Origin of the sequence: Synechococcus sp. WH 7805, from assembly GCF_000153285.1 — a bacterium.
Lineage (GTDB): Bacteria > Cyanobacteriota > Cyanobacteriia > PCC-6307 > Cyanobiaceae > Synechococcus_C.
Window position 1 is genome coordinate 2,520,629 of the sequence record NZ_CH724168.1, and the last position, 25,974, is coordinate 2,546,602.

The 25,974-nt window shown below is 58.7% G+C and carries 26 protein-coding genes; 12 read left to right on the forward strand and 14 right to left on the reverse strand.

Features of this window, described 5'->3' with window-relative positions:
- Positions 1-23: 23 nt before the first annotated feature.
- On the reverse strand, positions 24-977 hold the full coding sequence (hemC, locus tag WH7805_RS12895; RefSeq protein ID WP_006043577.1) for a hydroxymethylbilane synthase: 954 nt from the start codon (positions 975-977) through the stop codon (positions 24-26).
- 292 nt (positions 978-1,269) lie between these two features.
- Between hemC and WH7805_RS12905 the strand changes: the two genes are divergently transcribed.
- Positions 1,270-1,722 (forward strand): DUF6561 domain-containing protein, encoded by a 453-nt coding sequence (locus WH7805_RS12905; protein WP_038004749.1) that lies wholly within the window; start codon positions 1,270-1,272, stop codon positions 1,720-1,722.
- Positions 1,723-2,245: 523 nt separating this feature from the next.
- On the opposite strand, the gene rpoD is transcribed toward WH7805_RS12905, so the two are convergent.
- Together rpoD and WH7805_RS15055 are read right to left on the reverse strand one after the other, a co-directional pair.
- Entirely contained in the window at positions 2,246-3,589 is a 1,344-nt protein-coding gene (gene rpoD, locus WH7805_RS12910) for an RNA polymerase sigma factor RpoD (RefSeq protein ID WP_006043580.1), read from the reverse strand.
- Between the two features lie 58 nt (positions 3,590-3,647).
- Entirely contained in the window at positions 3,648-3,833 is a 186-nt protein-coding gene (locus WH7805_RS15055) for a hypothetical protein (RefSeq protein ID WP_232199016.1), read from the reverse strand.
- A gap of 56 nt (positions 3,834-3,889) precedes the next feature.
- Here WH7805_RS15055 and priA point away from each other — a divergent pair, with 56 nt between their 5' ends.
- Positions 3,890-6,178, forward strand: coding sequence for a primosomal protein N' (gene priA / locus WH7805_RS12920; protein WP_006043582.1), 2,289 nt, complete (start codon positions 3,890-3,892; stop codon positions 6,176-6,178).
- A 3-nt stretch (positions 6,179-6,181) separates the two neighbouring features.
- On the opposite strand, the gene WH7805_RS12925 is transcribed toward priA, so the two are convergent.
- From WH7805_RS12925 to WH7805_RS12935, 3 genes are read right to left on the reverse strand one after another with little or no spacing between them, the layout of a single operon-like run.
- Positions 6,182-7,273, reverse strand: a complete 1,092-nt coding sequence (locus WH7805_RS12925) for a DUF3153 domain-containing protein (protein ID WP_006043583.1) — start codon at positions 7,271-7,273, stop codon at positions 6,182-6,184.
- A gap of 3 nt (positions 7,274-7,276) precedes the next feature.
- A complete protein-coding gene (argB, locus tag WH7805_RS12930; RefSeq protein ID WP_156783720.1) occupies positions 7,277-8,134 on the reverse strand; it encodes an acetylglutamate kinase in 858 nt (285 codons plus the stop codon).
- A gap of 10 nt (positions 8,135-8,144) precedes the next feature.
- On the reverse strand, positions 8,145-8,711 hold the full coding sequence (locus WH7805_RS12935) for a DUF2854 domain-containing protein (RefSeq protein ID WP_006043585.1): 567 nt from the start codon (positions 8,709-8,711) through the stop codon (positions 8,145-8,147).
- 67 nt (positions 8,712-8,778) lie between these two features.
- Between WH7805_RS12935 and WH7805_RS12940 the strand changes: the two genes are divergently transcribed.
- On the forward strand, positions 8,779-8,988 hold the full coding sequence (locus tag WH7805_RS12940) for a hypothetical protein (protein ID WP_006043586.1): 210 nt from the start codon (positions 8,779-8,781) through the stop codon (positions 8,986-8,988).
- On the opposite strand, the gene WH7805_RS12945 is transcribed toward WH7805_RS12940, so the two are convergent.
- Positions 8,989-9,453, reverse strand: coding sequence for a single-stranded DNA-binding protein (locus WH7805_RS12945; RefSeq protein WP_006043587.1), 465 nt, complete (start codon positions 9,451-9,453; stop codon positions 8,989-8,991). It abuts the gene before it with no gap.
- A gap of 14 nt (positions 9,454-9,467) precedes the next feature.
- Here WH7805_RS12945 and WH7805_RS12950 point away from each other — a divergent pair, with 14 nt between their 5' ends.
- Positions 9,468-10,277 carry a precorrin-6A/cobalt-precorrin-6A reductase gene (locus WH7805_RS12950; RefSeq protein ID WP_006043588.1) on the forward strand — a complete coding sequence of 270 codons (810 nt, stop codon included), beginning with the start codon at positions 9,468-9,470 and terminating at the stop codon, positions 10,275-10,277.
- On the opposite strand, the gene WH7805_RS12955 is transcribed toward WH7805_RS12950, so the two are convergent.
- The 4 genes from WH7805_RS12955 to WH7805_RS12970 form a co-directional block, all read right to left on the reverse strand.
- Entirely contained in the window at positions 10,274-11,287 is a 1,014-nt protein-coding gene (locus WH7805_RS12955; RefSeq protein WP_006043589.1) for an adenosine kinase, read from the reverse strand. The two genes, WH7805_RS12950 and WH7805_RS12955, sit on opposite strands and share 4 nt — an antisense overlap.
- 70 nt (positions 11,288-11,357) lie before the next feature.
- Complete coding sequence (locus WH7805_RS12960) at positions 11,358-12,671, reverse strand: adenylosuccinate synthase (protein ID WP_006043590.1); 1,314 nt, start codon at positions 12,669-12,671, stop codon at positions 11,358-11,360.
- Between the two features lie 112 nt (positions 12,672-12,783).
- A complete protein-coding gene (gene psb27, locus WH7805_RS12965) occupies positions 12,784-13,209 on the reverse strand; it encodes a photosystem II protein Psb27 (protein ID WP_006043591.1) in 426 nt (141 codons plus the stop codon).
- A gap of 32 nt (positions 13,210-13,241) precedes the next feature.
- Complete coding sequence (locus tag WH7805_RS12970; protein ID WP_006043592.1) at positions 13,242-15,038, reverse strand: proline--tRNA ligase; 1,797 nt, start codon at positions 15,036-15,038, stop codon at positions 13,242-13,244.
- A 146-nt stretch (positions 15,039-15,184) separates the two neighbouring features.
- Between WH7805_RS12970 and WH7805_RS12975 the strand changes: the two genes are divergently transcribed.
- From WH7805_RS12975 to WH7805_RS12990, 4 genes are all read left to right on the forward strand, one after another.
- The gene (locus WH7805_RS12975) at positions 15,185-15,649 is read left to right on the forward strand and encodes a hypothetical protein (protein WP_038004752.1); all 465 of its coding nucleotides are present in this window, start codon (positions 15,185-15,187) and stop codon (positions 15,647-15,649) included.
- Positions 15,650-15,939: 290 nt separating this feature from the next.
- Positions 15,940-16,452, forward strand: a complete 513-nt coding sequence (locus WH7805_RS12980; RefSeq protein ID WP_006043594.1) for an inorganic diphosphatase — start codon at positions 15,940-15,942, stop codon at positions 16,450-16,452.
- Between the two features lie 93 nt (positions 16,453-16,545).
- Entirely contained in the window at positions 16,546-16,905 is a 360-nt protein-coding gene (locus WH7805_RS12985; RefSeq protein WP_006043595.1) for a 2Fe-2S iron-sulfur cluster-binding protein, read from the forward strand.
- A gap of 7 nt (positions 16,906-16,912) precedes the next feature.
- A complete protein-coding gene (locus tag WH7805_RS12990; RefSeq protein WP_006043596.1) occupies positions 16,913-17,272 on the forward strand; it encodes an arsenate reductase family protein in 360 nt (119 codons plus the stop codon).
- Here WH7805_RS12990 and WH7805_RS12995 read toward each other — a convergent pair.
- On the reverse strand, positions 17,235-18,740 hold the full coding sequence (locus WH7805_RS12995; RefSeq protein ID WP_006043597.1) for a hypothetical protein: 1,506 nt from the start codon (positions 18,738-18,740) through the stop codon (positions 17,235-17,237). The genes WH7805_RS12990 and WH7805_RS12995 overlap by 38 nt on opposite strands.
- Before the next feature lie 126 nt (positions 18,741-18,866).
- Here WH7805_RS12995 and lepB point away from each other — a divergent pair, with 126 nt between their 5' ends.
- Entirely contained in the window at positions 18,867-19,550 is a 684-nt protein-coding gene (lepB, locus tag WH7805_RS13000; RefSeq protein ID WP_232199017.1) for a signal peptidase I, read from the forward strand.
- On the opposite strand, the gene WH7805_RS13005 is transcribed toward lepB, so the two are convergent.
- Positions 19,522-20,802: a hypothetical protein gene (locus tag WH7805_RS13005; protein WP_006043599.1), complete on the reverse strand. Its 1,281-nt coding sequence runs from the start codon at positions 20,800-20,802 to the stop codon at positions 19,522-19,524. The two genes, lepB and WH7805_RS13005, sit on opposite strands and share 29 nt — an antisense overlap.
- A 6-nt stretch (positions 20,803-20,808) precedes the next feature.
- Positions 20,809-22,137, reverse strand: a complete 1,329-nt coding sequence (locus WH7805_RS13010) for a histidine phosphatase family protein (protein WP_198005779.1) — start codon at positions 22,135-22,137, stop codon at positions 20,809-20,811.
- 110 nt (positions 22,138-22,247) lie between these two features.
- Here WH7805_RS13010 and WH7805_RS13015 point away from each other — a divergent pair, with 110 nt between their 5' ends.
- The 3 genes from WH7805_RS13015 to WH7805_RS13025 all read left to right on the forward strand — a co-directional run bounded on the left by WH7805_RS13015 (position 22,248) and on the right by WH7805_RS13025 (position 25,949).
- Complete coding sequence (locus WH7805_RS13015; protein WP_232199018.1) at positions 22,248-23,615, forward strand: CPBP family intramembrane glutamic endopeptidase; 1,368 nt, start codon at positions 22,248-22,250, stop codon at positions 23,613-23,615.
- Between the two features lie 84 nt (positions 23,616-23,699).
- The gene (locus WH7805_RS13020; protein WP_006043602.1) at positions 23,700-24,155 is read left to right on the forward strand and encodes a hypothetical protein; all 456 of its coding nucleotides are present in this window, start codon (positions 23,700-23,702) and stop codon (positions 24,153-24,155) included.
- Between the two features lie 3 nt (positions 24,156-24,158).
- Positions 24,159-25,949, forward strand: coding sequence for a penicillin-binding protein 2 (locus WH7805_RS13025; RefSeq protein ID WP_050751996.1), 1,791 nt, complete (start codon positions 24,159-24,161; stop codon positions 25,947-25,949).
- Positions 25,950-25,974: the final 25 nt, after the last annotated feature.

A 25,974-nucleotide genomic window follows, 5' to 3' on the forward strand; every position in this document is an offset into this window, starting at 1 on the left:
CTCAACAGAGGGGAAGACTGCGGTCAGGCTTCGGGGCGAACCGCCTCGAAGATCTCCTGAAGGATTTCCCCTGCACCGCGGGATTTCAAGTCTGCGGCTAGGGCTCGTCCGATGGCTTCAGGATCGGTGAGGCTCCCTCGGCGCTCGTCACGGATCAGGCGCAGGCCATCCAGGCTGGCCACCATGCCAGTGAGGATCAGTTCCTGCCCATCGATGCGGCTGTTCACACCGATCGGAACCTGGCATCCTCCTTCCAGTTCACGCAGAAAAGCCCTTTCAGCCAGGCAGCGTCCGGCTGTGGGTGCATGCTCGAGTACCTGAATGATCTTCAGCACCTCAGGCCGATCACAGACGCACTCGATTCCAAGAGCACCCTGCCCAACGGCATGCAGGGAGATATGGCCAGGGATGATCTGGTGGATGCGGTCCCCGAATCCCAGCCGGCTCAGGCCTGCGGCCGCGAGAATCAAGCAGTCGTATTGACCTGCATCGAGTTTCTCGAGGCGGGTGATCACATTTCCGCGGACATCTTTGAATTGGAGATGGGGGAAGTGATGGCGCAGCTGGGCCAATCTGCGTAGAGAGCTTGTGCCAACCACCGAGCCTTCTGGAAGGGTTTCCAGGGTGTGGTCAGCGTTTTTGCTGTTGACCACAAGGGCGTCTGCAGGATCTTCTCTCTCGGTGATGCATCCCAGCATCAGCCCTTCAGGGAGGTTGGTTGGCAGATCCTTCAAGGAATGGACGGCGATCTCTGCCCTGCCCACAAGCATCTGCGCTTCAAGTTCTTTGGTGAACAGGCCTTTGTCACCGATCTTGGCGAGGGCCACATCAAGGATCTTGTCGCCCTGGGTGGCCATGGCTTCAACTGAGATGGCCATGCCTGGGTGCGCCGACTCAAGCTCCGCCTTGACCCAGTTGGTCTGAACCATGGCCAGCTGGCTGCGGCGGGACGCGATGCGCAGGTGCTCGAGAGCCATGGACATTTCAAAACGATGGTCAACCCTACGAACCCTAGGGATCCAAAAACCCTCAGCTTGAAGAGAGTGACACGGAATGAATGCGGTGGATTCCATCGCTGCCATTCATTCTTCGCGCAGTGCCGACCATCGGTCTTCGGTTGCCGAGTCTCGTGAGCCATCTGGCTCGGCCCTCTCGTCGCTGTGACCTAGGTGATCTGGCTGGGAACAGATCACTCTTGGGCCTCATTGAGCAGACCAGCCCAGGACTCTCATCAATCGGCCTACGATTGAATCCCATCGATTGGGTTTCATGCCAGGACCTGTCGTTAACGGTGTGAAGGTGAGCCGTTCCGCATCCGGTGAAGCCGCTCATCAAATGGCTGAATCACTCCCTTTTCTGCCTGTGCTCAGTGAAGGAACGATCCGCGTGGTGTTACTCACCAGTGGGCTCTTGGTTGTGGCACGTCTCAGGCAGACCACCGATCCAGATGGCGATCGTGCTTATCAATTGATTCGCCCTATGCGCCTGGTCGGGGACCTCGATGGTGATGAATGGTCCTTACATCCGTTTCTTGCGGGGCTGACACCGCAGCGCAACATCGTGATGCTGAAGGCCGCAGTGGCGGCAGTGCTGGAGCCCGAAGCCAGGATTCTTCAGGTGTACACGCGCTCCACAAACCAGGAATGCCCACCGTCAGAAACCCCTGTGGAGCGGTTGAAAAAAGCGTTCCAGGAATTCACAGACAGTATTGAGACCGGTTGAGTCCTTGTGAAGAGGAGTCATTGAGGCCAAATTGCAGCACTTGACTCACAAATTCGACGACAACGGTGAGCCAGTGATGCGTCGGGAGTTGGAGCCACAGCCCGTCTTCATGGGTAATGGTTCCCTGCCAGAGAAGACAACCTCTGCGTGTGCAGCATTCTGCTTCCACCAGAATCGATAGCGCTTGCACAACTCGCTGACTTGGAGATTCCCGCTGTCTTCAAGAAGAGCGGTTCTATCAAACTCTCGATCACGACATCGGGTACACGTTAAAAAGCCCCGCGTCAGCAGGGCATATGAATTGCGCTCAAAGAGCTAGACAAAACATCAAATAGGCAAGAGGCTTTATGATGCCAAACGACCAAAAGAGAGGAAAAGATCACAACAAGTGGCACAGGCTCAAATACAATGCCAACTCGATATCTCTTCAAATACACATTTCCTGCCAAAATGAAACCCCTGAGAACCTTTGTCGAGCAAAAGCTTTCAGGGGCACCCGTTTTTTGCTCTTTAGAGCGTTGGATTATTTGATGTATTCCTTGAGTACGCCGTTGCGGTTGGGATGACGCAGTTTGCGCAGAGCTTTGGCTTCAATCTGGCGGATGCGTTCGCGGGTGACATCGAAGATCTGTCCGATCTCCTCAAGGGTTTTCATGCGGCCGTCATCGAGGCCGTAGCGAAGTCGCAGGACATCCCGTTCCCGTGGGCTGAGGGTGGCCAAGACGCCCTCAAGGTCTTCCCGGAGAAGGTTCTTGGCCACATCCTGTTCTGGATTCTCGATGTCGGCTTCAATGAAGTCGCCAAGGCGTGAATCTTCTTCCTTGCCGATCGGTGTTTCCAGTGAAATCGGCAGTTGGGCTGATTTCGCAATAAACCGCAGTTTTTCGATGGTCATCTCCATCGATTCGGCGATTTCTTCTTCCGTGGGCTTGCGGCCGAATTCCTGACTCAGGACCTTGGTCGTTTTTTTGATCCGTGAAATCGTCTCGTAGAGGTGAACCGGTAGTCGGATCGTGCGGCTCTGGTCGGCAATGGCGCGGGTGATCGCCTGGCGAATCCACCACGTGGCGTAGGTGGAGAACTTATAACCCTTCTCATGATCAAATTTTTCGGCGGCTCGGATCAGACCCAGGCTGCCCTCCTGAATCAGGTCCTGGAAGCTCAGGCCGCGATTCATGTATTTCTTGGCAATCGATACCACCAACCTCAGGTTGGATTGCACCATCTTTTCCTTGGCTCTTCGGCCCAACATCAGTCGCCTGCGGAAGCGAATAACTGGCATCTCCACCAGGGCAGCCCATTCCTTGGTGTCGGGCAACTTGCCGTTGTCACTCTCAAACTGGGCTGCGAGTTCCTCGAGATGGAGTAAATCGGCAATCTTTCGGGCCAGTTCGATCTCTTCATCAGGACGCAACAGCCGGATTCGACCGATCTCCTGGAGGTAAACACGAATGGAATCTTCGGTGTAGACCCCTTTCGGTCCCACCTTGATGCTGGCGAGAACCTTGGCTTTAGCATCAGCCTTGGCTTTCTCTTCTTTGGTGCTGGTGCCAGCATCAGCCGCTGATTGGGGAGTGTCTGCTGCTTTCCCCGACGCATTGGCCAGCAATTGATCTGCTGCCGCATCAAGGTCTGGAGCTTTGGAGGCAGCTGTCTTGCTGCGACTGCGTGCGGTGGTTTTCGTGGATTTGGTTGCTTTCGCCGCAGGCTTGGCTTTGGAGCTCTTCGCGGACGTTGGAGCAGCCTTGCTCTTGGGCTTGGCTTTGACGGTTAAATCTTTGGGTTGACCATTGGCATCAGCCATCATCACGATCGCTGGTGCTTGCTTAGCGTCAGCCTGAGCGGATTTGCGCACTGCAGGGCTCATGGAAAATCAGGCGAAGAACTTCGATTTCGAACGTGCGACTGTGGTTTCTGAGAAAAGGTCAGAAAGTGTTCACTACGACTCCTGCTACCCGTTGCACTGGGGCAAACAACACAGGAGAGTGATCAAAATTCAGTCGATAGGGGTGTGGGTTATGCAGGGCTGTCAGGGGCGTTCTCAGACCGGTGAGCCAAAGGGTTAAACCTGACTCGAGCATCGTGTCTTCCCACTGGACGGAACTCTGCATTGTTCCGACAACAGCCTTTAGCTGTCCAACAGCTTCATCTTAAGAAAAAACATGTGATGTCTGCAACCCCAGTGGAATCCAGTCAACCGAACGGGGCTCAGGGGCCTGTACGGGTGGTGGATGTCTGGCTTGAAGCAGGACGGGATGGCCGCACGTTCACGTACGGGGACTATCAGCAACTAGGGCTCGCTTTTGGGGATCTTGTGGTTGTGCGGCTGCGAGGTCGTCGACTTCAGGGTCTTGTCATCGACTCCCGTCCTTTGCGCGTTGAAACCCAGCAGCACTCGCAATCTCTTCAGCCCGTGGATGCTCTGCTCCAGCGGGCTGCGGTGGACCCCGACTGGCGAACCTGGCTCGATGCCATGGCAGCCGCCTGCCACACCAGTCCATTCCGAATGCTCAAAGCCGCGTTGCCACCAGGCTGGCTCGGGCAGCGCGGTCAGCCAGCCTCTCCAGGCCGAAAGCTCTGGTGGGTCGAACTAACGAGAACGCCCGGTGATCCCCATCCCAAGGCCGCCCGTCAACACGCCTTGCTGGAGAATCTGAAAGCAGCTGGTGGGGGGGCATGGCAACGGGATCTCCTGAACCAGGGGTTTCACGCCGGGATGGTGCAGTCTCTACAGGTCAAGGGCTATCTGCGTCGAGAGCAGCGGATTGCTCCGGCTTCCGAGCCCTCCTTAGAGCTCCAGGGTGATCATTGCAACGAAGACGGGCTGGAACCACCGCGTGATCTCACCGATGAGCAACAGGCTGCGATCAATCGTTTTCAATCCTTGCCTGATGGAGGCGGCCTCCTCCTCTGGGGAATCACTGGCTCAGGCAAAACAGAGGTGTATCTGCAGTTGGCGGCTGCGGAGATCGCCCGCGGTCGTCATTGCCTTCTCCTCACCCCTGAAATCGGCCTGATTCCCCAGTTGGCGGACCGCTGCCGCAACCGCTTCGGTCGTCGAGTTCTCGAATATCACAGTGGTTGCAGTGATGGGGAGAGGGTGCGCTGCTGGCGCCGCTGCCTTCAAGCTGAGGAGCCGCTGGTGCTGGTTGGAACCCGCTCAGCGATTTTTCTCCCCTTGCGTCCCCTCGGCCTTGTGGTGCTCGATGAAGAGCACGACAGTTCCTACAAGCAGGAATCCCCGATGCCCTGTTACCACGCACGGGATCTTGCCCTTGATCGGATTCGTCGTCAGGGAGGGCGACTTTTGCTTGGCAGTGCCACCCCATCTCTGGAGTCCTGGAGCCGGCTAAAGCCAAAGGGCCCCCTAGCGCTGGCAAGGCTTTCCTCCCGAATCTCCCGCCAACCCCTGCCCCCGGTTCGCATCATCGACATGCGTCTCGAGCTGGCGGAAGGCCATAAACAGCTCATCAGTCGCGCTCTGATGGACCGGTTGGCAGCCCTGCCTTCCAAGGGCGAACAAGCTGTTGTTTTGGTTCCGCGCCGGGGCTACAGCACCTTTCTCAGCTGTCGCAGCTGTGGTGAGGTGGTGATGTGTCCTCATTGCGATGTGGCCATGACCGTTCATGGCAGCCGCTCGCAGCAGCAGTGGCTTCGTTGTCATTGGTGTGACCATCGCGCAGCCTTGACAGATCACTGCACAGCCTGTGGTTCGTCAGCCTTCAAGCCGTTCGGCGCTGGCACGCAACGCGTGATGGAACGGTTGTCCGAAGAGCTGGATGGACTTCGCCTGCTCCGCTTCGATCGCGACTCAACGGGAGGGCGGGACGGGCACCGGCGCCTGCTGGCTCGATTCGCTGAGGGTGAAGCTGATGTCCTGGTCGGCACCCAGATGTTGGCCAAGGGGATGGATCTGCCCCAGGTCACTCTGGCTGCAGTGCTTGCGGCTGATGGCCTTCTGCACCGACCGGATCTGCGGGCTGGTGAGCAAGCTCTGCAGCTCATGCTCCAACTGGCTGGCAGGGCCGGCCGTGGAGAGAAACCCGGTGAGGTGCTTATTCAGACCTACTGCCCGGATCACCCGGTGATCCAGCATCTGATCGACGGGCGCTACGAACGGTTTCTCGAGGAAGAATCAACTCTCAGACAGCAGGCGGGGCTCGTCCCCTACGCGAGAGCCTGTCTGCTCCGATTGGCGGGGGAGTCCGCAGCTGCCACGGCGACGGCAGGAACTCTCCTGGCAGAACAACTTCGCCCTTTGTGCGCCGCTGCCGGTTGGCAGCTGCTTGGACCAGCGCCAGCTCCGGTCGCCCGGGTGGCAGGGCGCAGCCGCTGGCAGCTGTTGCTTCACGGCCCGCCGGAGACGCCCATTCCTCTGCCTCAGGGCTCAGTCCTTTGGGATCGATTACCCAAGGATGTGACTCTTTCTGTCGATCCAGATCCCCTCCAGCTCTGACGTTCAGGAAGGGAGCTGCGGGTACCCGTAGCCGAGCGATTGCCGGATCGACTGCAAGAGAGTGCTGACCAACAGGAGCCCCAGGATCACAAGGCTGCCCAGGCCGAGACGGCTCCATTGCCATCGATGCAACTGCAGATGGTTCACCTCGCCAGGGGCCAGAGACCAAACAAGACGTTGTTCCTCGAGCCGTGCAGGGACCGGCACGCTGTTCACGTGGCGCAGGTCAGTGCTGGGGCCAATGGTTACTGCAAGGGAATCGCGGGGAAGCGAGTCGATCTCCGTCAGATCAAGCTTCAGGCTTAGGTTCTGCTGCACGCCGACCAACCAGTTCCGTTCATGGATGCTGAGATCAGGAGGTGGCAGCGACAGTCCTGCGGTGCGTCCCGCGCGTTCAACGGTGTCGGTCATCAATCTTGCGGCTGTATCAGCGTTCAGAGGCCGACTGGTGAGAGTGAGTTCACCCTCACGCAAGGTTGTCTGAGTCCAGATCGGGTTTGGATCGCGCACCGCTGATCTGAAATTGCTTTGCCAGGGCAATGTGCGGCCGCTCAGGCTGTTGATGTGCCAGGTCATTTCAAGTCGGTCTGGGCCCACCAGATCCAGATCCGCCCGGATCTGCATGCAGCCTCCCAGAAGAAGTGTGAGACCGACGAGCACCACGATCACCACAGCGGCAAAGCCTGCCGATGGTCCTTTGGTTGGTCCCGTCGGCGGTGGGGGTGGCGGAGTCGGTTGTCGACGTCGTCGGCTGATGCGTGGCCGCTGACCCATGCGCGGCGTCATTTCAAGGGTGGGGAGCTGCATCGACCAGCGCGCAGGTCGTTCAAGGCTTGGAGCCTCCAGCACACTCAGAAGCTGTTTGGCCCGGTTGCGCAGTTCCGGGTCCCTGCAGCGGGTGAGAAGCCTGCAGGTGGTCACCGCTCGACGATCTTCACCCTGTCCCATCCATGCAGTGACCATCAGCATGCGGATCAACGCCCCTTCGGATTCGCTGATGGGGTGGGTGGATGCCAGCGGTTCCAGAAGACGGAGGCAGCGTCCATAGTCACCCCGATCCAGTGCCTGCTGCGCTTCTGCCAGGCCAATGATCATGGTTCAGCCGCGTCCGAGCACCATGGTGCCGATTCCAGCATCAGTGAACACCTCCAGCAACAGCGCATGGGGGACCCTGCCATCCACGATGTGAGCGGCGGAGACACCCTGGGCGAGTGCTCGGATGCAGCATTCGGTTTTCGGCGTCATGCCACCAGCCACGACGCCGTCGTCGATCAGTTGCCTGGCTTCCGACAGCTTGAGTTGTCGGATCAGGGACTCCGGTGATTCGCGATCTCTGAGAATGCCTGGGGTATCGGTGAGCAGGATCAGCTTTTCTGCCTCTAACGCTGCAGCCAGCTCGCCGGCAACAGTGTCTGCGTTGATGTTGTGTGCGACCCCTTCAACGTTGGCGGCAACACTGGAGATCACCGGTACGTAGCCTCGATCCAGAAGAGGCTCGAGCACATCCGGATTGACGCGCGCGACATCGCCGACCAGTCCGTGGCTGCCATCGCCCCAGGAGCGAGCTTCCACCAAGCTGCCGTCGCTCCCACTCAGGCCGACTGCTCTGGCTCCGAGGCGATTCAGTCCATTAACGATTTGTTTGTTGACCCTGCCAACGAGAACCATTTCCACCACGTCCATCGTGGCTGGATCAGTCACCCGCAAGCCTTCGCGGAATTCAGGTGCGATGTCGAGTCGTTTCAACCAGTGGTTGATCTCAGGTCCGCCGCCGTGAACAACCACCGGTTGCACACCCACGCTTCGCAACAGGGCGAGATCCCTGAACACAGCGGTTTGCAGTGCGGCATGGGCCATTGCTGCGCCGCCGTACTTCACCACGATCCGTCGCCCTGCGAATCGCTGGATGTACGGAAGGGCTTCGCTCAGGACGGAAACCCTGAGGGCATCATCCATTGGTTCGTGATCAGGACTCACCATGCTCGCCTGCCGAGGAGGCGCCCGCCGGCAGAAGGGTGAGATCGAGGCTGTCCCTGTCCAGTGGCGTGATGGTTGCCGAGAGCCCTTTGGCGAAGAACCGACCGAGACGTTCCCTGCGCTCTTGCCAGCGCTCGAGTGGAACCGCCTCGCAGGCGAAGCGCATGCGCAGGCCATAGCCGGACTCACCATGGAGTTCCTCGATCTCGAGCAACTGAGGAGGGCGATCTTCGTCCCACAGTTTCAACGCCTCAAGGGAGCTCTCAAGGTGAGCTTTTTGACCGTATCTCCAGCGCGTGACATCGCCGAGCAGTTTGCCAAGTTCAGGCGCTGCAGCCTCCCTTTCCTGTTGGAGCTGATTCTTCGGAACAATGCGTCTGGCGGGTGGCAGTTCCGATGACTTCAGTGCCAAGCCTCCAAGCAGGATCGGGATTCCATAGAAAATTGTGGGAAGGCTGAGATTGGCGTTGCCGGTGGTGTAGGCCACTGCACCGACCACGGTGAGCACGCCTCCGGCAACAGTGACCAGACTTCCCGGTGAAAGCAGATCCTTCATTCGCTCTCGACAGTTGGGACATTCTGCCGGCGTAGGGGCCAGGATGGGTTGATTAACGATCACGCCGATGGAGAGCGCCACACCCCGGGAACCCTTCACGCAGCCGGAGGAGGGGGCGTTGGAACTCATCCAACAGTTGGAACAGGACAGAGCCTGGCTGCTTGAGCAGATCGATCGCGGACGCTGGTCCGACTTCCGATTGGACCTGGCCGCACTGGAACGCGAACTCGGTCAGCTGCTTCGCAGGGCTGCGGAGCAGCGACCGGCCGAGCGGTAATCAGAAGGGAATGTCGTCCGTATCAGGCACCAGTGGAGCGCTGTTCCACTGCGCGGCGGGCTCTGATGCAGGAGGCTGCGAAGCTGGTGGCCGCGGCGTTGTCGGTTGAGAGGCTCGCTGGCCCTGGGGGGCGGCTGGAGTCGCCTGCGCTGGGGACGGTGTGGCGCCCACTGCATGCAGGCGGGACAAGGTGAACTCAGCCCGTTTCTCCTTGGTGCCGTCCTGCCGAGGAACAGTATTCATGCGCAATCGACCTTCGATCAACAGACGTTGTCCCACCTGCACGCGGTTCTGGAGGTCTTGGGCGAGATTGCCCCACCCGACAACTTTCAGTTGCCCGCGGGGGTCATCCGGTCGAAGAGCATCGAAGCTCACGTCCATTTCCGCGATCGGAGTTTGATTGTCCTGGGTGTAACGGAGGGTGGGAGCCTGGAGCACATCCACTTCCAGAACGCAGTGATTCATCCTCGATCGATGCGGTGAGCGCCATCCTGATGCACCGACGAACGAATCGCCAGAGCCACGTTCTTGTTTTCGCTGGCACCGGCGAGGGCCCTGCGCTGGTCGCGGCCCTCGGTCATGCCGGTCGGGGCGTCAGCGTCAGCGTCGTCACGGAATCGGCGGCTGAGGCGTATCGATTGGCAGACATCAGAGATCTGCATGTGGGTTCGTTTCGCTCAGCTGAGGATCTCGGCTCCCATTGTTTGACCCACGCTGTTGATGCGGTGGTGGATGCCACCCATCCCTTCGCGCTCACGATCAGCGCTCAGCTGCATCAGATGTGCATCGCCCATGCTTTACCGCTGGTTCGTTTTGAACGCCCGGGATGGACGGGAGACCGGGCGTCCTTGCTCAGCGAGGTGCACGCGCTCGCCCATCAGCCCCTGCAGGGTCGCAGGTTGCTACTGGCTTTGGGCGCTAGGCATCTGGCGGCGGCCACGCAGGCCGGCCGGGCTGCCGGTGCGATCGTGAAAGCTCGGGTGTTGCCGACACCTGCCGCGATCAGGCTTGCAGGGGCCGCGGGTCTCTCCGGAGAGGATTTGGCGGTCTTGCGACCGCTGAGTGGAATTCGTCCAGGGGCCGTTGAGGCCGCTGTCTGCCGCCGCTGGGCCATCACCGATGTGCTCTGCAGGCAGTCAGGAGGTGCGGCCGATGCGCTCTGGAGCGCTCTTTCCGAGTCCGTCGGATTTCATCTGTGGAAGTTGAAGCGTCCTTCCCCCCCAGAGACTGTCCCTATCGTTCAGAGCCCGCAAGAGCTCCTCGCTTGTCTGGATGGTTTGTCGGTTTAGCTCAGGTGCTGGGCGACTAAGTCCTTGAGTGACACCTGGGAACGCGGCCCGAGCTGCGTCACGACCTGTCCAGCGCAGATGGAGCCGATCCGTCCGCAGGTCTCCAAGGCAAGTCCCTGGGTGTACCCGTGCAGAAAGCCCCCGGCATAGAGGTCGCCGGCGCCTGTGGTGTCGATCAGATCTCCCAGTGCATAAGAAGGAATGTCCCAGCGCTGGCTTCCACTGAGCACCACAGACCCCTGCTCGCTGCGGGTCAGTGCGGCCACACTGCAGCAGCCTTTCACCTGCGCGAGTGCGGAGTCGAAATCATCCGTGCTGTAGAGCGATGTGATTTCACTCTCATTGGCGAACAGCACATCCACATGCCCGTTCACCAGTTCAAGGAAGCTGTCGCGGTGCCGGTCGACGCAGAAGCCGTCCGACAGGGAGAGTGCGACCTGGCCGCCCTCGCCCTTGCAGGCTTCAGCTGCAGCGATGAAGGCTCGCTTCGCTGCAGGACTGTCCCAGAGGTACCCCTCCAGATAAAGCACTTTTGTTTGCTTCACCATCGATAGATCCAGGTCATCTGGCTCGAGCTGCGTGGATGCACCCAGATACGTGCACATGGTGCGTTCGGCATCCGGGGTGACGTAGATCAGGCAGCGGGCGGTGGTGGATCCGCTGGTGGCCGCAGGTGTGTCAAAACGTGCACCCACGGCGCGGATGTCGTGGCTGAAGATCGATCCGAGCTGGTCATCCCGCACCCGTCCGATGAATCCGACTTGGCCGCCGAGTTGGGCGATGCCCACCATCGTGTTGGCCACCGAGCCACCGGAGGTCTCCAATCCTGGACCACTGGATCGGTAGAGCGCTTCTGCCTGCTGCTCATCAATCAGGGCCATGCCGCCTTTCTGAAGGCCTTGCTGCTCGAGAAATGCGTCATCGGTCTGCACGAGCACATCAACGATGGCGTTGCCGATCCCCACCACGTCAAACGTGGTGGTGGAGTTGGCGAATCGTGATGTGCTCATGGGGGCAGAACGCGTGAATTGGGGCAGTCTCGCTGTTCGTGGCCCCCTCGTTGCCGCACTCCCTGGTTGATCAGGCGCTCAGCAGTGCCCGTTTCGGTCCGTGGATCGGATCCTCCACCACGATGGTCTGATCGCGGCTGGCACCGAGGGACACGATGGCGATGGGAACCTCCATCAGGTCGGCGAGGAAGCGCAGATAGGCCATTGCTTTCTCAGGCAGATCCTCCAGGCGGCGGCAGTCTGCGGTGGAACATTGCCAGCCTGGCAGTGTTTCGTAGATCGGCTTGCAGCGGGCGAATGCCTCGGAACAACTCGGGAAGTGGTCGATGCGCTCGCCATCGAGTTCGTAAGCCACGCAGACCTGGAGGGCATCGATCTCATCGAGCACATCCAGCTTGGTGACGGCAAGGCAGTCGAGACCGTTGACCTCCACGGCGTAACGTCCGATGACGCCATCAAACCAGCCACAGCGGCGACGGCGACCGGTGGTGGTGCCGAATTCACCACCTCGGTCACAGAGGTGATCGTTGAGGCTTCCGTCGAGTTCAGTCGGGAAGGGACCTTCTCCCACGCGAGTTGTGTAAGCCTTTGCCACGCCGATGACGCGGTCGATCAAAGTGGGGCCAACGCCTGCGCCGATGCAGGCACCACCGGACACCGGATTGGACGAGGTCACGTAGGGGTAAGTGCCGTGGTCGAGGTCGAGGAGTGTTCCCTGAGCACCTTCGAAAAGAATGTTTTTCCTATTGCGGGCAGCTCCGTGGATGGCCCGGGAGCAGTCCACAACATGGGGGGCTAAGCGCTGGCCGTACTCGAGATACTCGGCGATGACTTCCTCGTCGTTGAGAGGATCCATTCCATAGATGGATTGAAGGAGCTGATTCTTCTCTTGAAGCGGTCCCTCGAGGCGATCTCTCAGCCGTTGTTCATCGAGCAGATCAATGACCCGGATTCCACTTCTTTGAGACTTATCGGCGTAGGTCGGACCGATGCCCCTTCCGGTGGTTCCAATTCTGCGGTCGCCCCGCTGCCGTTCCATCGCCTGATCGAGAAGACGGTGGTACGGCATCGTGACGTGGGCCGTTGACGCCAGCTGCAGGCCAGAGATGTCAATGCCATTTTTGATGAGCATGTCCAACTCGCCGAGCATCACCCGCGGATCCACAACGGTGCCTGATCCGATCAGACAGATCGTGTCTGGGTAGAGAATTCCTGAGGGAATCAGGTGAAGCTTCAGCACCTGATCATCAACAACGATGGTATGACCGGCGTTGACGCCTCCCTGATAGCGCACCACCACATCTGCGGAACGACTCAGAAGGTCGGTGATCTTTCCTTTTCCCTCGTCACCCCACTGAGCACCGATGACGACAACGTTGGCCAAAGACTCGGCGGCCCGAAGCCGCGGTTCTGCACAATCCGTGATTATCTCAGACTTGCGTGCCTAAGGTCAAAGATGCTTAGAACTATGTGACAGCGACAAGGTGGTCGTTGTGTCAGGTTCCGCGAAGAGCCGCCTTTTCCGCCTTGCTGAGCTCTTTCTCAACGCGAGTTTTGAGAGCATCCGGCACTGGACGATTGGTGTACGTGTTGTAGTGACCCTGCAGAGAATTGAGCGCCGTCTGCATGGTTGTGAATGAGCTCAATCCGTTCACCTGAGGCCGTGGACGGTACCGGGACATGTAGTCATTGATGAGATCGTGGGCTTCATGCTCGGAGTCCTGCAGACCCTCCGAGTCGGAAGGCAGGGCAAGTGTGTTCTGAAGCATGTGGACCACAGCCACGGTGTCTTCGACGTAATCCCCGGAAAGCAGCGAGGTTGTGCTGTCACCACAGGCGGTGAGCAGAAGAGTGAGTCCTAGGCAGAGCGACAGGGTGAGGCTTGTCAGCTGTCGGCCTAGACGGGTCAGCGCGGCGTGCATGGCGTGGAGGATTTGCGGAACTTTAATGGGGGTCAGATCTCTGGTCGCAGGGTGTTGAGGATGGACTCCTTCACCTGTCGATAGGCCTTTTGATGGTCCATCGTTGTGGATTTGCATGCCGATCTCTCCACCACCTCAACCTCCCCATCTCCAGCATCCCTTCCCACCACAATTCTCCAGGGGATGCCAATGAGGTCCGCATCCTTGAATTTCACGCCTGCCCTTTCATCGCGATCATCCAGCAAGGCATCGATGCCGGCGTCTAAAAACGACTGATAAAGCCCTTCTCCCAGGGCGACCTGGTTGGAATCCTTCATCTTGGCGATGACCACGATCACCTGGAACGGGGCGATACCCACAGGCCAGCAGATACCGGCATCGTCGTGGTGCTGTTCCACAGCAGCCTGGGCAAGCCTGGAGATGCCGATGCCGTAGCAGCCCATCAGCAGTGCTTCCTGCTGTCCCGCACTGTTGGTGAATCGAGCATCGAGTGCTTCCGAATATTTTCGTCCGAGCTGGAAGATATGACCCACTTCAATTCCTCGGCATGCGGAAAGGGTCTGGGAAGGATCGTGCACACACTGTTCGCCAGGGTGGGCTGTCCTCAGGTCAGCTCTGATCTGCGTCGGTATCGCGTCCCATGTGCGGCCCCAAACGTGTTGATCTCTGCTGTTGGCTCCACAGACGAATCGCGACAAATCGAGTGCCGTTGCATCGGCCAGTCGCAGGAAATGGGTCTGCCAGGTGCGGCTTCCTCGTAGTGCGGTGTCGCTGAGATCGGGGCCAATGGATCCAAAAGGAAGCTCTGATAGCCCCTGCTGGCGAAGCTGCTGTTCGGAGATGGGACTGATTTCAAGAACCGTGGCATCAAGCGATCGACTCACCGCATTCGCCAGCTTCACATCATTGAGAACCTGATCGCCCCGCAGGCTGACCAGAATCGGCTGCTCCCTTCCGTCGTCGAGGCGGGCGAGCAGTACGAGCACTTTCACGGTCTGGGTGGGCTCCAAACCATTGGCTGCACACAGCTGTTCGATTGAGGTTTGATCAGGTGTGTCGATCATTCGCTCTGAACCGGCCTCGAGCGTTTGGGCTATGGGGGGCAACGACGTTGCTTTCTCCTGATTCGCCGCGTACAGGCCATCGCTGCTGGTGAGAATCAGATCCTCGCCAGCTTCGGCAGTCACCATGTATTCCTGCGAGGCTGCACCGCCGATCGCGCCGCTGTCGGCGTCTACGGCGACAGCCTCAAGGCCACACCTCTTGAAAATTCGCGCATAGGCCGCAGCCATCGCCTGATAGGTGCCTTCGAGGTCGTCCTGGTTGGCGTGGAAGGAGTAGGCATCTTTCATGATGAATTCTCTCCCGCGCATTAAGCCGAAGCGAGGACGGATCTCATCTCTGAATTTGGTTTGGATCTGATAGAGCGTGACCGGCAGTTGTCGATAGGAGCGCAGCAGGTCTCCGGCCAGTTCGGTGATCACTTCTTCATGGGTGGGACCGAGACCGAGCTGGCGGTTTTGGCGATCCTCAAGGTGAAACATGATCCCTTCACCTGCTGTGTAACCCTGCCAGCGGCCGCTCCTCTCCCAGAGGTCTGCGGGTTGTAGCTGGGGTAGCAGGGTCTCGAGCGCTCCAAGGCTATCCAGCTCATCGCGAACAATCGCGTTGATCTTGCGAAGAACCCTCCACATCATCGGCAGGTAGGCATAGATGCCAGCGCCAATCCGTCGGATATACCCACCGCGAACCAGCAGTTGATGTGAGGGGATTTCTGCGTCAGCAGGGACGTCCCTCAGCGTCACCAGCATCAGGCGGGAGACGCGCATGACATCCAAACAAAACAACCTCCGAAAGTTATCACCGCTGATAAAAAGGTCGATCTGAGAAGTGTCCTTTTGGCTGTGATCGTTGCTGGCATCACGAGTCTCAGCTGCTATGGTCTGCGGAATCCAAGCCGTCCCAGTGCTGTCTCATGTTTCCTCGCCCGCTTGATGGTTCGGTGTCTTCCGCGGCCGATTCAGTGGGGCTAAGTGAAGAAATTGGCTCTGTACTTTCACAGTCTGATTCTTTAGTGGGGATCGATGATGTGCAAAAGTCTCTGAATCGTTCGCGGGCTTCTGTTTACCGTTATACAAATACAGATCCTCGCAATCTCAATCCTCCTTTTAATCCTAGAAAGCTAAATCCTGAGTATCGGAGCGATCAGAAAGATCCTTTGTTGTTTCACCCCAACGAAGTGGCCCGTTTCGCTAAGGACGTGCTCAGGATTAAGGAGGTCACCGTTGAGGTTTTAAATTCACCGTCAACGGCGACCCAGCAGGTTCTCGCTGCAATTCTCGAGGAATTGCGTCTCATTAGGACTCAGTTGGACGGTATTCCTGCGGCTCCATCGGATTTGGCGTCTCGTCGTGACCGCCAGGAGCGGCCCGCTGCATAGAGAGCCGAAAAGTGCCAGAATGGCAGTGGCAAGACATTAAAAACTTGCCATTCCCGGTCGAGAGTTCAGTTTCTCGATTCAGTCCGCGAGCTGAACCCGGGATGCCCCTGTTTTCCCCTTAATGGACCCTGAGCCTGTCTTCGAGACCGCACCAGTATCTGCTCCGCTGGTCTCCCTCCCTTTGCTTGTTCTTCTGGGGTTCACGCTTGCCGTAACAGGGCTCAGCATTCCGATGGTCGCGGTTCTGAGTGACCGACCATCATCAAAGTCCTCCTCTGTCACGAAGAGCAATGGACCTAAGGGCTCTTACCCCATCTCCCTCTCCAGGACTGGTCAATCTCCTCGTGGAGATTCCAGCGGGAAGTCGCAATAAATACGAGTATTACGAAGCTTGCGGAGTGATGGCTCTCGATCGAGTTCTCCACTCTTCAGTGCGTTACCCCTTCGATTACGGATTTATTCCCAACACCCTTGCAGCCGATGGATCTCCCCTCGATGCCATGGTGATCATGGAAGAGCCAACGTTCGCAGGCTGCCTGATCCAAGCCAGGCCCATCGGGGTCCTCGATATGCACGACATGGGGCATTACGACGGGAAAATCCTCTGTGTGCCTGTGGCGGACCCCCGGCAACGAAAAATCCACAGTATTCATCAGATCGCTCCCAGCCAGCTCGAGGATGTTGCGGAGTTTTTTCGTACCTACAAAAATATGGAAGGGCGGGTGACTGAAATCGGTGGTTGGAGGGATTCGGAGGCTGTGGCCCCCTTGCTTCAGGCTTGCATCGAGGCCGCAGAGCGCTGAGTCGAAGGTGACGTTCGACCAAAAATTGTCTGTTGGCTCCCGCCAAGTCCCCTGCTGCTTGTAAGTTGGTTCGCGCCAAGCCTGTGAACGACCGTGCCCACCATCCGTTTTGAGCAGGAAGGCCAGCAGGTCGGTTGTATCGAAGGTGCCAATCTGCGCAAAGCGGCTCTTGCTTCAGGCATTAATCCCTACAAAGGCCTGAATAACCTCAATAACTGCGGAGGCGTTGGCCAATGCGGCACCTGCGTCGTGGAGGTTCTGGAGGGTTCCCAGAATCTTTCCCCCCGCAGCGATGTTGAAGAGGTCTATCTCTCTGATCGACCAGCCAACTATCGCCTCAGCTGTCGCACGAGTGTGAACGGAGACGTCACGATCCGTACCCGTCCTGACGATGGTGTCGGCAAAGGTTCCAACAGCCTTCTCGGTGCTGTGAAGAGCCTTCTAGGCCGTTGATCGGTCCATGGCGGATTTGAAGGTTTACAGCTACTCCCGTTGTGCAACGTGCCGCAAAGCTCTGGCATGGCTTGAGTCCCACGACATCAGTGCCGAGGTCATTGACATCACCGTCAGGCCCCCTGACCGGCAGACCCTTACGGATGCTCTTCAGCAGTTCGGGCAAGTGAAGCCTTTGTTCAACACGAGTGGTCAGAGCTACAGGGCTTTGGGTGCTGCTGTTGTTAAGGCCATGACAGACGACGAAGCCATCGACGCACTGGCTGCTGATGGAAAGTTGATCAAGCGACCCTTCGTTTGTTGCGCTGATGACTCCTTCCTGGTTGGCTTCAAGCCTGAGGCTTGGGCGGAAGCCTTTCTGAACTGAAGTTCAAGCCATCCAGCTCCGTAATCAGCTCATCAACATCTTTCTGAAGGCGGAGCTGACTCATGCTCGACCTCTTGAGATCTTCAAGAAAGACAGCGATGAGCTCCTGGCTGCGTTCGAGCACAGCCCCTGTCTCCAGCTTGTGAGCCAGTTCTTCCCAGAATCGATCCGCTGTCTCTACCCCAAGACTTTCAAGGACTGGATCCTTCTGGCCGAGCCGATCTCCGGCATTGCGCGACAGATTCAAAAGCGAGTCGACCAGACCGGCAGACAACGTCTGGCTCAGCTTCTGTTCAGCATTGTCGACTCCTGGGAGTGTTCTCAGGGCTCCTGGAATCGCTGTTTCCTCCAGATTGCGCCGCAAGATATGGCCGATCAGGGCAACCAGTTGAGGGCGAAGGGCAGGACCGACCTGAATGAGAATGAGCGGGAGCCAGAGCCTGAGGAGTTCGGCAAGCTCTGGTTCCCCCTCGTCGATCACACTCTGATGGGTGCACAGTCGACGGATCTTCTCAGGTAGGCGGGGAGATTTCACCACATCCTGAGCGGTGTCAAGGATCCGCAAGGTGATCACTTCGAACAGTTCCAGAGCGAGAACAGCCACAACGCCGCGGCTGATCACAGCCCGCAGCGGCTCCAGTTGAAGCAATCGGGCACTGGACAGGCGCTCGGTGACTGGAATGATGCGTAGCAACCTCCAGAAAGGAATCAAAAGCGGTAAATCAATCCAGCGGCGCAGCAGTGCGTCACGCCACGTGATGACGGGGTAACGCCGCTTCAGGCGAAAGCTGCGGATGAGGATGTCAAGTAGGAACAGGATCTGGAAGGGGGTATCGATCTGCCAGGATCGATCGATCGCCTGTCCGTTCTCATCGGTTCCGCGCCAGTAATTCGAACCGGCCAAGGGGAGGATGCTCTTGTTCCAGAAGCGCCTTTCCTCCTCCCAGTTCTGTTCTGAGAGGTGGTCCTCTCCTAGGAGATGGGCAGCAGCCTGTTTTGCCGAATCCATGCCTGCTCTGGAACGGAGGCGGCTTTTGAGCTTCTCGAGTGTGCCCGCCTTCCCCGAACTCACGAAGGGATTTTCGTCGATCAGTTGGCTGTTGCGAACCACCATCTCGAGGCGGAGCTGCTGAACTTCTGGGTTGTCGATTCCTTTCGTTGCCGCGGCTGTTTCCAGGCGTCGGAAATGGTTGATGTATCCCTGCGTGTCCCGATGGGGTTCGATTCCCTTGACCCTGTCGTACGCCGGCGTGATGTCTGGCAGCCATGGGAGGGGAATCGCCAGGTTGATCGAGGGCAGCGGAAACAGGGTTCGCTGGAGCCAGAAATTCCGGAGTGGAACGTAGGTCACATCAAAGATGACCCAGGCCAGATTGATCGCAGCGATGGTTGCGACAACCCTGTCCCAGCCCAGCCAGAAGCGCTTGGCCGCGCTGGGCCGCACGCCTTGCCAGCGGGGTCTGACCATGGCTCCTCCTTCATGAAATGAGGCTAGGAGCTCATCGTTCCACGCCTATCTTGTGTTGCTTAAGGCCATAGGTTTCCGTTGCCCAACGAGCAGCACGATTCATCGTCATCGGGTCCCAATTCGTCCGTGAAGGCGTCGAAGGCGTTGGTTGAATCCAACGTGTCCCGTTCTCATCCCTTCTGGGATTTCTGGGGCCCTGTCCTGTTCACCCTGGCTCTGTACTTAGGCATCCGCCACTTCGTTGCTGAGGCCCGCTTCATTCCCTCAGGATCCATGCTCCCCGGTCTGCAGATTCAGGACAGGCTTTTGGTGGAAAAACTCACTTACAGCGGAAGGAGCCCGCAGCGCGGTGAGATTGTGGTGTTCAATTCGCCCCATGCATTCGACCCTGCGCTCAAAGCAGCTGGCTCTCCCTCTCCACTGCGCTGCGGTCTGGTGAGTTTTCCACTCGTCGGATTGATTCCAGGGCTGGGGCATCCCGCTTGTGACGCTTACATCAAACGTGTGGTCGCTATTGGAGGTGACCGCGTGGTGGTCAATCCTCGCGGAGAGGTTTCCGTCAATGGCAAGGCTTTAGATGAGCCTTACGTCACGAAGTTCTGCCCCCTGGATGACCAGGGCATGAGCCTTTGCCGAACTCTCAATGTGACAGTCCCCGAGGGGCATGTGCTGGCACTTGGTGATAACCGCAGCAACAGCTGGGATGGTCGTTACTGGCCAGGCGGTCCTTTCCTGCCGGAGGACCAGATCATTGGCCGGGCGTTCTGGCGTTTCTGGCCCCTTAACAGAGTCGGCTCTCTGGGATCCTGAGTCCGCAATGCATCACCTGGCCTTTCAGCTCGTTGCCTAGGAGAGGCTGATTGGCAGAGCAAGGACTCATGGGGTCGGAACGTGAGGGCGTCCACGGGTGCTCAGGGTCGAATAGCAGCCAGCGGTTGCTGCCCAGTGCCAGCACTTCTTCCTTCACTCCCAGCAGCGTGGATGGCCCGAAGCTGATGACCTGCCAAAGCTGTTCAGGGGTCCATCCTTCATCGACGACCAGGGTCTGCCAGAGGGACGGCAGTACTAGGTGATGCCCAGAGATCCCGCGAGAGCGCTGATCGGGCGGCAGGAGGCATTCCTCGTCGTCCAGTGGCGTGGCCTGAACGGCGACGGCCTGAATCAGGTTCTTTGCCAGTCCTTTAATCAAAGCCTTGCGATCCGACCGTGATCCCAGGGATGGATCCACAAACCATGTGGATGCGGTGGCGCTGCTTTCAAAGGAATCAGCCACTACATGCCACCAGTTCACGGTGGCTTTCGGGCGTAATGGCATCTGTTGCAGCAGCTCTACAGCGTCAGCGGTGGAGAGTGCCATCAGCACCAGTCGGCGGTCTGGGTGACACTGCTGGAGTTGCCCAAGCTGGCTGAGGGGCAACGTCTCACTGCTCACCGGGTCCAAAGGCCATCCGGCCCTCAAGGCGTTCACTCCTTCCCGCAGGAGACCCTCGCCCCGTAGCGCTAAGTCAAGCGGTGGGATCAGCAGGGGTGCTGCGTTCATCTCTCCAAGCGTTAGTGCGCGATCGAGGAGGGCAATCGGTGGCATGGACCTGCCGTCACTGAGGCCGACGGCTCCGGCTTCCAGCAGATCGCCATGGGCCGTTAACTCCACTCCGGAGCCCCCGCTGCTGAAACCTCCCCAGAGGTGAACGCTGACATCACAGTCGCTCCGCTGGAATCCCTGCAGATGGTCTGGCTGTTCCCGTTGACCATGCAAAGTTCTTGGAAGCAGAGCGAGCTGGCCGAAGCCGGCCAATCCAGCTGTCCGCACCAAGCTCCCCAGGGTTTCTCCCCTGCCGTGGAACGGTTCTGGAAGTCCCGAATGACAATCCACCAGGCAGGGGGCCAGAAGCTGATGGCCGGCGTCCTGCGGCTCCAGAGCTTCGGATCGGCCCTTTCGGCGGGCTTCGTCCCCAAAGGCTTCAAGCCGCCGGTTCTTAATCAGAACAGCGGATTGCTTTTCTACAGCCTGACCCGGTCCGACCAGGACCTGGACAGGATCCAGCAGCATTGATGCATCCATCAGGGTTCAGAGTGCTCCAGCAGCTGTTCTGTCCAGAACCCCTCCGAGATGGGAGGTGAGGTTCAGGCAAGCAACAACTGCAGGCTGCCCTGTTTCCGTGGGCATGTCGACCACGGTGACGCCACCATTGCCTTGTTTGATAGCCCAGATGTCACTGGGACTGAGGCCAAGGAGTGAACAGAGAATGGTCTTGTTCACCGCATCGTGAGCGACCACCAGAGCGGTTTCAGACCGATCCAGGGATTCCGCAATGGTGTTCCAGCTGTGGACCGAGCGTTCCCATACATCCTGGATGGTCTCTCCTTCTGGCATCTGCACCGTTTCAGGTGTGCGTTTCCATTCATCAAGAAGCTCAGCCCATTCGGCCCTGATCTCTGATTCCAGCTTCCCTTCCCAGAGTCCATGGCCGATCTCAACCAGTCCGCGGGTGACCGTCAGCGGCACTCCGGGATGGGAGCGCAGGATTCCTTCGGCTGTCTGTCGCGGCCTGGACATCGCGCTGCTGTAAGCACGCTGAATCGACACGGTTTCCAGAAAAGCCCTTGCTGCTTCGGCTTGGGCGTGACCATTGCTGTTCAGGGGGATGTCGATCTGCCCCTGAAAGCGCCCATCACGGTTCCAGTTCGTTTCCCCGTGCCGAACCAGAATCATCCTTGAACCGGCTCCTTTGGGAGGGAGCGGTGGATTGAGATGCGCCGTGCTGTTCAGGCACTCGATCTGTACCTGGTGGTCACTCCCCTGAGGGATGAGATTGAAGACAGACAAGGAGGCGTTGTCGAGTCGCAATCGGCGGAAGCCTCCCGCAGGATTGCCCAGCAATGTTGTGATCAGGCAGCGCAGGATGGCGTTGTGCCCAACCAGCAGCACTGTTTCGTTGCCGTCAACAGGATGACGGGCCAGCAGTGCGTCAAGAAACTGGCTGGCCTGTTGCATCAGTTCAGGCAGCGGTCGGTAGCGGGTGCCGTCGTGACGTGTCAGCTCCAGCTGCTCAGGATCACTCCTCCAGGCTGCGTACTCCTCTGGAAAACGCTCGGCTCGTTCGGCTGCCGTGAGGCCGCTCCAGGGTTCCAGATCGATTTCAAGAAGACCGTCATCGAAGCAAGGCTCAAGCGCATCGTTCCGGGCTGCCAGAACTCCTGCCGTGGTCGATGCAGCCCGTTTCAGCGGAGAGCTGTACACCGCCGTGATCGGCACGTCTGCGAGGGCCGTGCCGGTGCGGCGTGCCTGGTCCTCGCCTGTTTCAGTCAGCGTAGAGAGGTCATCCCGCCCCTGGATTCTGCGCTCCACATTGAAGCTGCTGAGTCCGTGGCGAACGAGGAGAAGACGCAGGGTCACGGCTTCGTGCGTGCAGGGCGCCGCCATCGTATGAGTGAGCCCCTGTTTGCTCTGGCCTCGCCCGCTGCACCCGTCACCGACCAGAATCACTTTGAGTTGCCTGCGGCGTGTTGACCAGCCCACCTTCCGGACGTCCATCGGCTGACCGGTTTTTGAAGGTGTTTCTGGCCTTCGTCTCTCTCGTTCTGGCCACCTTGGTGTGGATCCTGGGATTGGTGGACAGCTTTGGAAAGCCGTCCGTTGCTCCGGCTTTGTCGTTGGAGCAAAAGGAGCTGTCCCTTTTGGCCCAGCCCAACATCCCAGAACCGCTTCGGCCTCTGGTGGTCGGTAAAGACCCTGCTGCTTCCCTGCTGGACACCCTGCGCGACACCCCGTTGGACCGACTGGATGATCGCCAAATCCTTCTGTTCACGGCCCTTGAACAAGACGAGACCTACCGGGCGAGCCTTCGGCAGGTGACCATTGGCCAGCCAGAACTCATTCCGCTTCAGCAGGCCTTGCTTGGGAACGAGGGTCCCGAACAGGGACGATCCGAATTGCTGGCTCTTGCTCCCGACCCTCTCATCCGCAGAGTTTTGTGCAGTGCCTTGGGAGGCTCATCCGCTGACTGCGTGGATTCAGCTCAGGCCTCCGCCGCAGCGCGCCGTCTGGTCTTCAGCGAGGTGTTCCCGTTGGCGGCCCTGATTCTTGGAGGCCTGCTCTTGATCAGGCATGGGTGGCTGCTGCTGCGCCGTCGGTTGCCGTCCTGGCCGCCGCTTGTGTCGGCCCCCCTCAGCCCGCTCGACATGGTTCTGCTGGTGGCCGGTGGCTTTGTTGTTTTGGGGGAGGTGCTGGTTCCACTGTTGATCGCTCCATTCACTGCCTGGGTGAGCCGAGGCCTGTCTCCTGCACTGATGCAAGGGTTGACCGTCCTTGTCGGGTATGCCGCTCTGGCGGTTCCTCCTCTGCTCATCCTTCGCCAGCAGTTGTCGCAATGCGATCAGGAGGCTCCTCCATCGGGGGGCTGGTTGCAGTGGCAGGCCCGCCCAATCTCCTCAGCCCTTCTCCAAGGTGCAAGGGGATGGCTGATGGTGATGCCGCCTGTGGTGTTGAGCGGTTGGCTCGTGAGTCGATGGATCGGGGATCAGGGGGGGAGCAACCCTTTGCTGGAGATCGTCCTGAACAGCCGAGACCCCTTGGCCTTGGCACTGCTGGCCATCACAGCTGTTGTTCTGGCCCCGCTCTTTGAGGAAACGATTTTCCGGGGGGTGTTGCTACCGGTTTTGGGCCGTTTCCTCGGGCGTGTCGGAAGTGTGTTGGTCAGTGCGCTTGTGTTCGCGATTGCTCACCTGAGCATCGGCGAGCTGCCTCCACTGCTCGTTCTTGGCGTCGGCTTGGCGTTGCTGCGGCTCAGTACCGGGCGCCTGTTCCCCTGTGTGGTGATGCATTCTCTCTGGAATGGCGTGACGTTCCTCAATCTCTTGCTGCTTGGGGCTTGATCGAAGCCCCCAGTGTTGATCAAGGTTTCAGCCTTGCGGCTCTTCTCTTCAGGTGGTTCACTGGCGCATTGCTGAGTTTCAGCCGTGGTCGCGGTTCCACAACCCCAGCCGATTTCCCCGCAACAGTCGTCCAACGCTGGAACTTTTGAGCTTATTCAGGGCTCCCTGTCGGCTCGTCGTGCTGCGCGCCATTCCCCTCTCCTGGCCGGACTCCATCGCGTTGCCGATGGAGGGCTTCTCGGGGTTTTCGCGGCCGTTCTCCTGCTCAGCGGTCTCACACTTCACTGGCAGCATCGCTGGACTTTGGCGTTCAGGCAGCTTGAGTTGACTCGTGCTCTGACCCACCGTCTTACGGAGTCCACAGCGATGCTCGAACGGCACCTGCTGGAACACTCCAGGGTTCCAAAACGAATGGTGCCCACGACCGTGGCCAACCTTCTTTACCTCGATAAGCCCGGAGCGGTTGTGCCTCAAGGCGAACCTGATCATCTGACCATGCTCGGCTCCCTCATTGAGCATCCGATCAAGAACGGTTACTAATTCATGAGTCGCCCACGTGTCGTAGGACGGTCGATCCCGTCATCAACCCGTCGGAGGGTTGTGCCGCTGGAGCCCGTTCCTGTTGGACGCATGCGCTGGGTGTTTGCCCTGCTCTGTCTTGGGTTGTTCGGCCTGATGGGGAGGATGGCCTGGTTGCAGTTGTTCCAAGCACAGGCGCTTGAAGCCCGTGCCAGGTCTGTGCAGACCCAGCGCACGCAGCCTCTCGGCATACGACGACCGATCGTGGATCGCACCGGACGGATCATCGCTCTCGATGAAGAGCGCTATCGCCTCTGGTTGCACCCCCGCTACTTCAACCTCCCTGGCGACGACCCAGTTCTCATTCGGCCACCTGCTGATGTAGCCGATCGCCTTGCCCCTCTTCTGTCGATCCCCTCCACGAAGATCCTCAAGCAGATCGGCGATCGGCCCTCCGGCATCAAGCTTCTCGAAGGACTCGATCCTGAAACGGCTGCCGCTGTTCGAGCCACTGGAATCAGTGGTGTGGATCTTGAGTCCTATCTCCATCGGGTTTATCCCCAGGGAGAACTGTTCGCCAATGTGGTTGGTTTTCTCAATCAGGAACGTGTTCCTCAGGCAGGTCTGGAACAGAGCCGTCACGACGATCTGCAGCGTCATGAACTGGCCAGGAGTCTTCGTCGTGGTGCAGATGGAACCCCCCTGCCTGACAACCTCGATGCCGGCGTTTTCTTCGGTGATGATCTTCGTCTTCAACTCACCCTTGATGCGCGTCTTCAGGCTCTGGCTGCGAAAGCTCTGAGTGCTCAAGTGAAGAAATGGAACGCGAAAAAAGGTGTCGCCATCGTGATGGATGTCACCAATGGTGAGTTGCTCGCCCTCGCTTCAGTTCCTACTTACGACCCCAATCGGTATTGGGACTTTTCCTCTGCTCGATTCAGAGAATGGTCTGTTCAGGACCTCTACGAACCAGGCTCAACCTTCAAGCCCATCAACCTGGCTATCGCTCTCCAGGAGGGAGCAATCAAGGCCAATGGGCAGGTTTATGACAACGGCATGATCAAGGTCGGTGGCTGGCCGATCAACAACCACGATCGAAAGGTCAACGGAGTGATTGATTTCGCCACCGTTCTGCAGGTCTCGAGCAATGTGGGAATGGTGCAGGCCATGCGTCGTCTGCCGGCTGACAGCTACTGGGACTGGCTCAGTCGTCTGCGTCTCGATGCTCGCCCTGATACGGACTTGCCCGGAGCGATTGCTGGGCAGCTCAAGTCAAAAGAACAATTCACCAAACAACCCATCGAGCCGGCTACGGCATCCTTCGGTCAGGGATTTTCATTGACGCCACTCAAACTTGTTCAATTGCATGCACTTTTGGCGAATGGTGGTCGATTGGTCAGTCCTCACATCACCAGGGGACTGAGTGCTGGTAATGCCCTGGCATCAGCTGGAACTCGTCAAGGTCAACAGCTGCTCAAGCCCGAGGTGACTCGCACGGTGCTCGCCTGGATGGAGTCTGTGGTGGAGAAGGGCAGTGGTAAGGGAGTACGAACTCCTGGATATCGGATCGGAGGCAAGACCGGAACCGCACAGAAAGCTCTTAATGGTGTGTATGTCCCTGGCGCCTTGATCTGCAGTTTCGTTGCCACTCTGCCGATTGAGGATCCGCGTTATGTCGTGCTGGTGGTTGTCGATGAGCCCCAGGGCGGAAATGCCTATGGCTCAACTGTGGCCTTGCCTGTTGCGAAGTCCATCATTGATGGCCTTTTGGTCATTGAGAAAATTCCGCCGAGCATCGCTCAATCCCCTGGTTGAATTCAAAAGGGTTGGTCAGGGTTAC

Excerpts from the sequence above, each read along its gene's own strand:
- rpoD (WP_006043580.1), bottom strand. The coding sequence starts at position 3,589 with ATGAGCCCTGCAGTGCGCAAATCCGCTCAGGCTGACGCTAAGCAAGCA.
- priA (WP_006043582.1), top strand. The coding sequence starts at position 3,890 with ATGTCTGCAACCCCAGTGGAATCCAGTCAACCGAACGGGGCTCAGGGG.
- argB (WP_156783720.1), bottom strand. The coding sequence starts at position 8,134 with ATGGATGATGCCCTCAGGGTTTCCGTCCTGAGCGAAGCCCTTCCGTAC.
- WH7805_RS12970 (WP_006043592.1), bottom strand. The coding sequence starts at position 15,038 with ATGCGCGTCTCCCGCCTGATGCTGGTGACGCTGAGGGACGTCCCTGCT.
- hemC (WP_006043577.1), bottom strand. The coding sequence starts at position 977 with ATGGCTCTCGAGCACCTGCGCATCGCGTCCCGCCGCAGCCAGCTGGCC.
- WH7805_RS13025 (WP_050751996.1), top strand. The coding sequence starts at position 24,159 with ATGAGTCGCCCACGTGTCGTAGGACGGTCGATCCCGTCATCAACCCGT.
- WH7805_RS15055 (WP_232199016.1), bottom strand. The coding sequence starts at position 3,833 with ATGCAGAGTTCCGTCCAGTGGGAAGACACGATGCTCGAGTCAGGTTTA.
- psb27 (WP_006043591.1), bottom strand. The coding sequence starts at position 13,209 with ATGCACGCCGCGCTGACCCGTCTAGGCCGACAGCTGACAAGCCTCACC.
- WH7805_RS12935 (WP_006043585.1), bottom strand. The coding sequence starts at position 8,711 with ATGAAGGATCTGCTTTCACCGGGAAGTCTGGTCACTGTTGCCGGAGGC.
- WH7805_RS12925 (WP_006043583.1), bottom strand. The coding sequence starts at position 7,273 with ATGATCATTGGCCTGGCAGAAGCGCAGCAGGCACTGGATCGGGGTGAC.
- WH7805_RS12955 (WP_006043589.1), bottom strand. The coding sequence starts at position 11,287 with ATGAGCACATCACGATTCGCCAACTCCACCACCACGTTTGACGTGGTG.
- WH7805_RS12945 (WP_006043587.1), bottom strand. The coding sequence starts at position 9,453 with ATGAATCACTGCGTTCTGGAAGTGGATGTGCTCCAGGCTCCCACCCTC.
- WH7805_RS12990 (WP_006043596.1), top strand. The coding sequence starts at position 16,913 with ATGGCGGATTTGAAGGTTTACAGCTACTCCCGTTGTGCAACGTGCCGC.
- WH7805_RS12940 (WP_006043586.1), top strand. The coding sequence starts at position 8,779 with ATGGAGAGCGCCACACCCCGGGAACCCTTCACGCAGCCGGAGGAGGGG.
- WH7805_RS12995 (WP_006043597.1), bottom strand. The coding sequence starts at position 18,740 with ATGGTCAGACCCCGCTGGCAAGGCGTGCGGCCCAGCGCGGCCAAGCGC.
- WH7805_RS12980 (WP_006043594.1), top strand. The coding sequence starts at position 15,940 with ATGGACCTAAGGGCTCTTACCCCATCTCCCTCTCCAGGACTGGTCAAT.
- WH7805_RS12975 (WP_038004752.1), top strand. The coding sequence starts at position 15,185 with ATGTTTCCTCGCCCGCTTGATGGTTCGGTGTCTTCCGCGGCCGATTCA.
- WH7805_RS12905 (WP_038004749.1), top strand. The coding sequence starts at position 1,270 with ATGCCAGGACCTGTCGTTAACGGTGTGAAGGTGAGCCGTTCCGCATCC.
- WH7805_RS13005 (WP_006043599.1), bottom strand. The coding sequence starts at position 20,802 with ATGGATGCATCAATGCTGCTGGATCCTGTCCAGGTCCTGGTCGGACCG.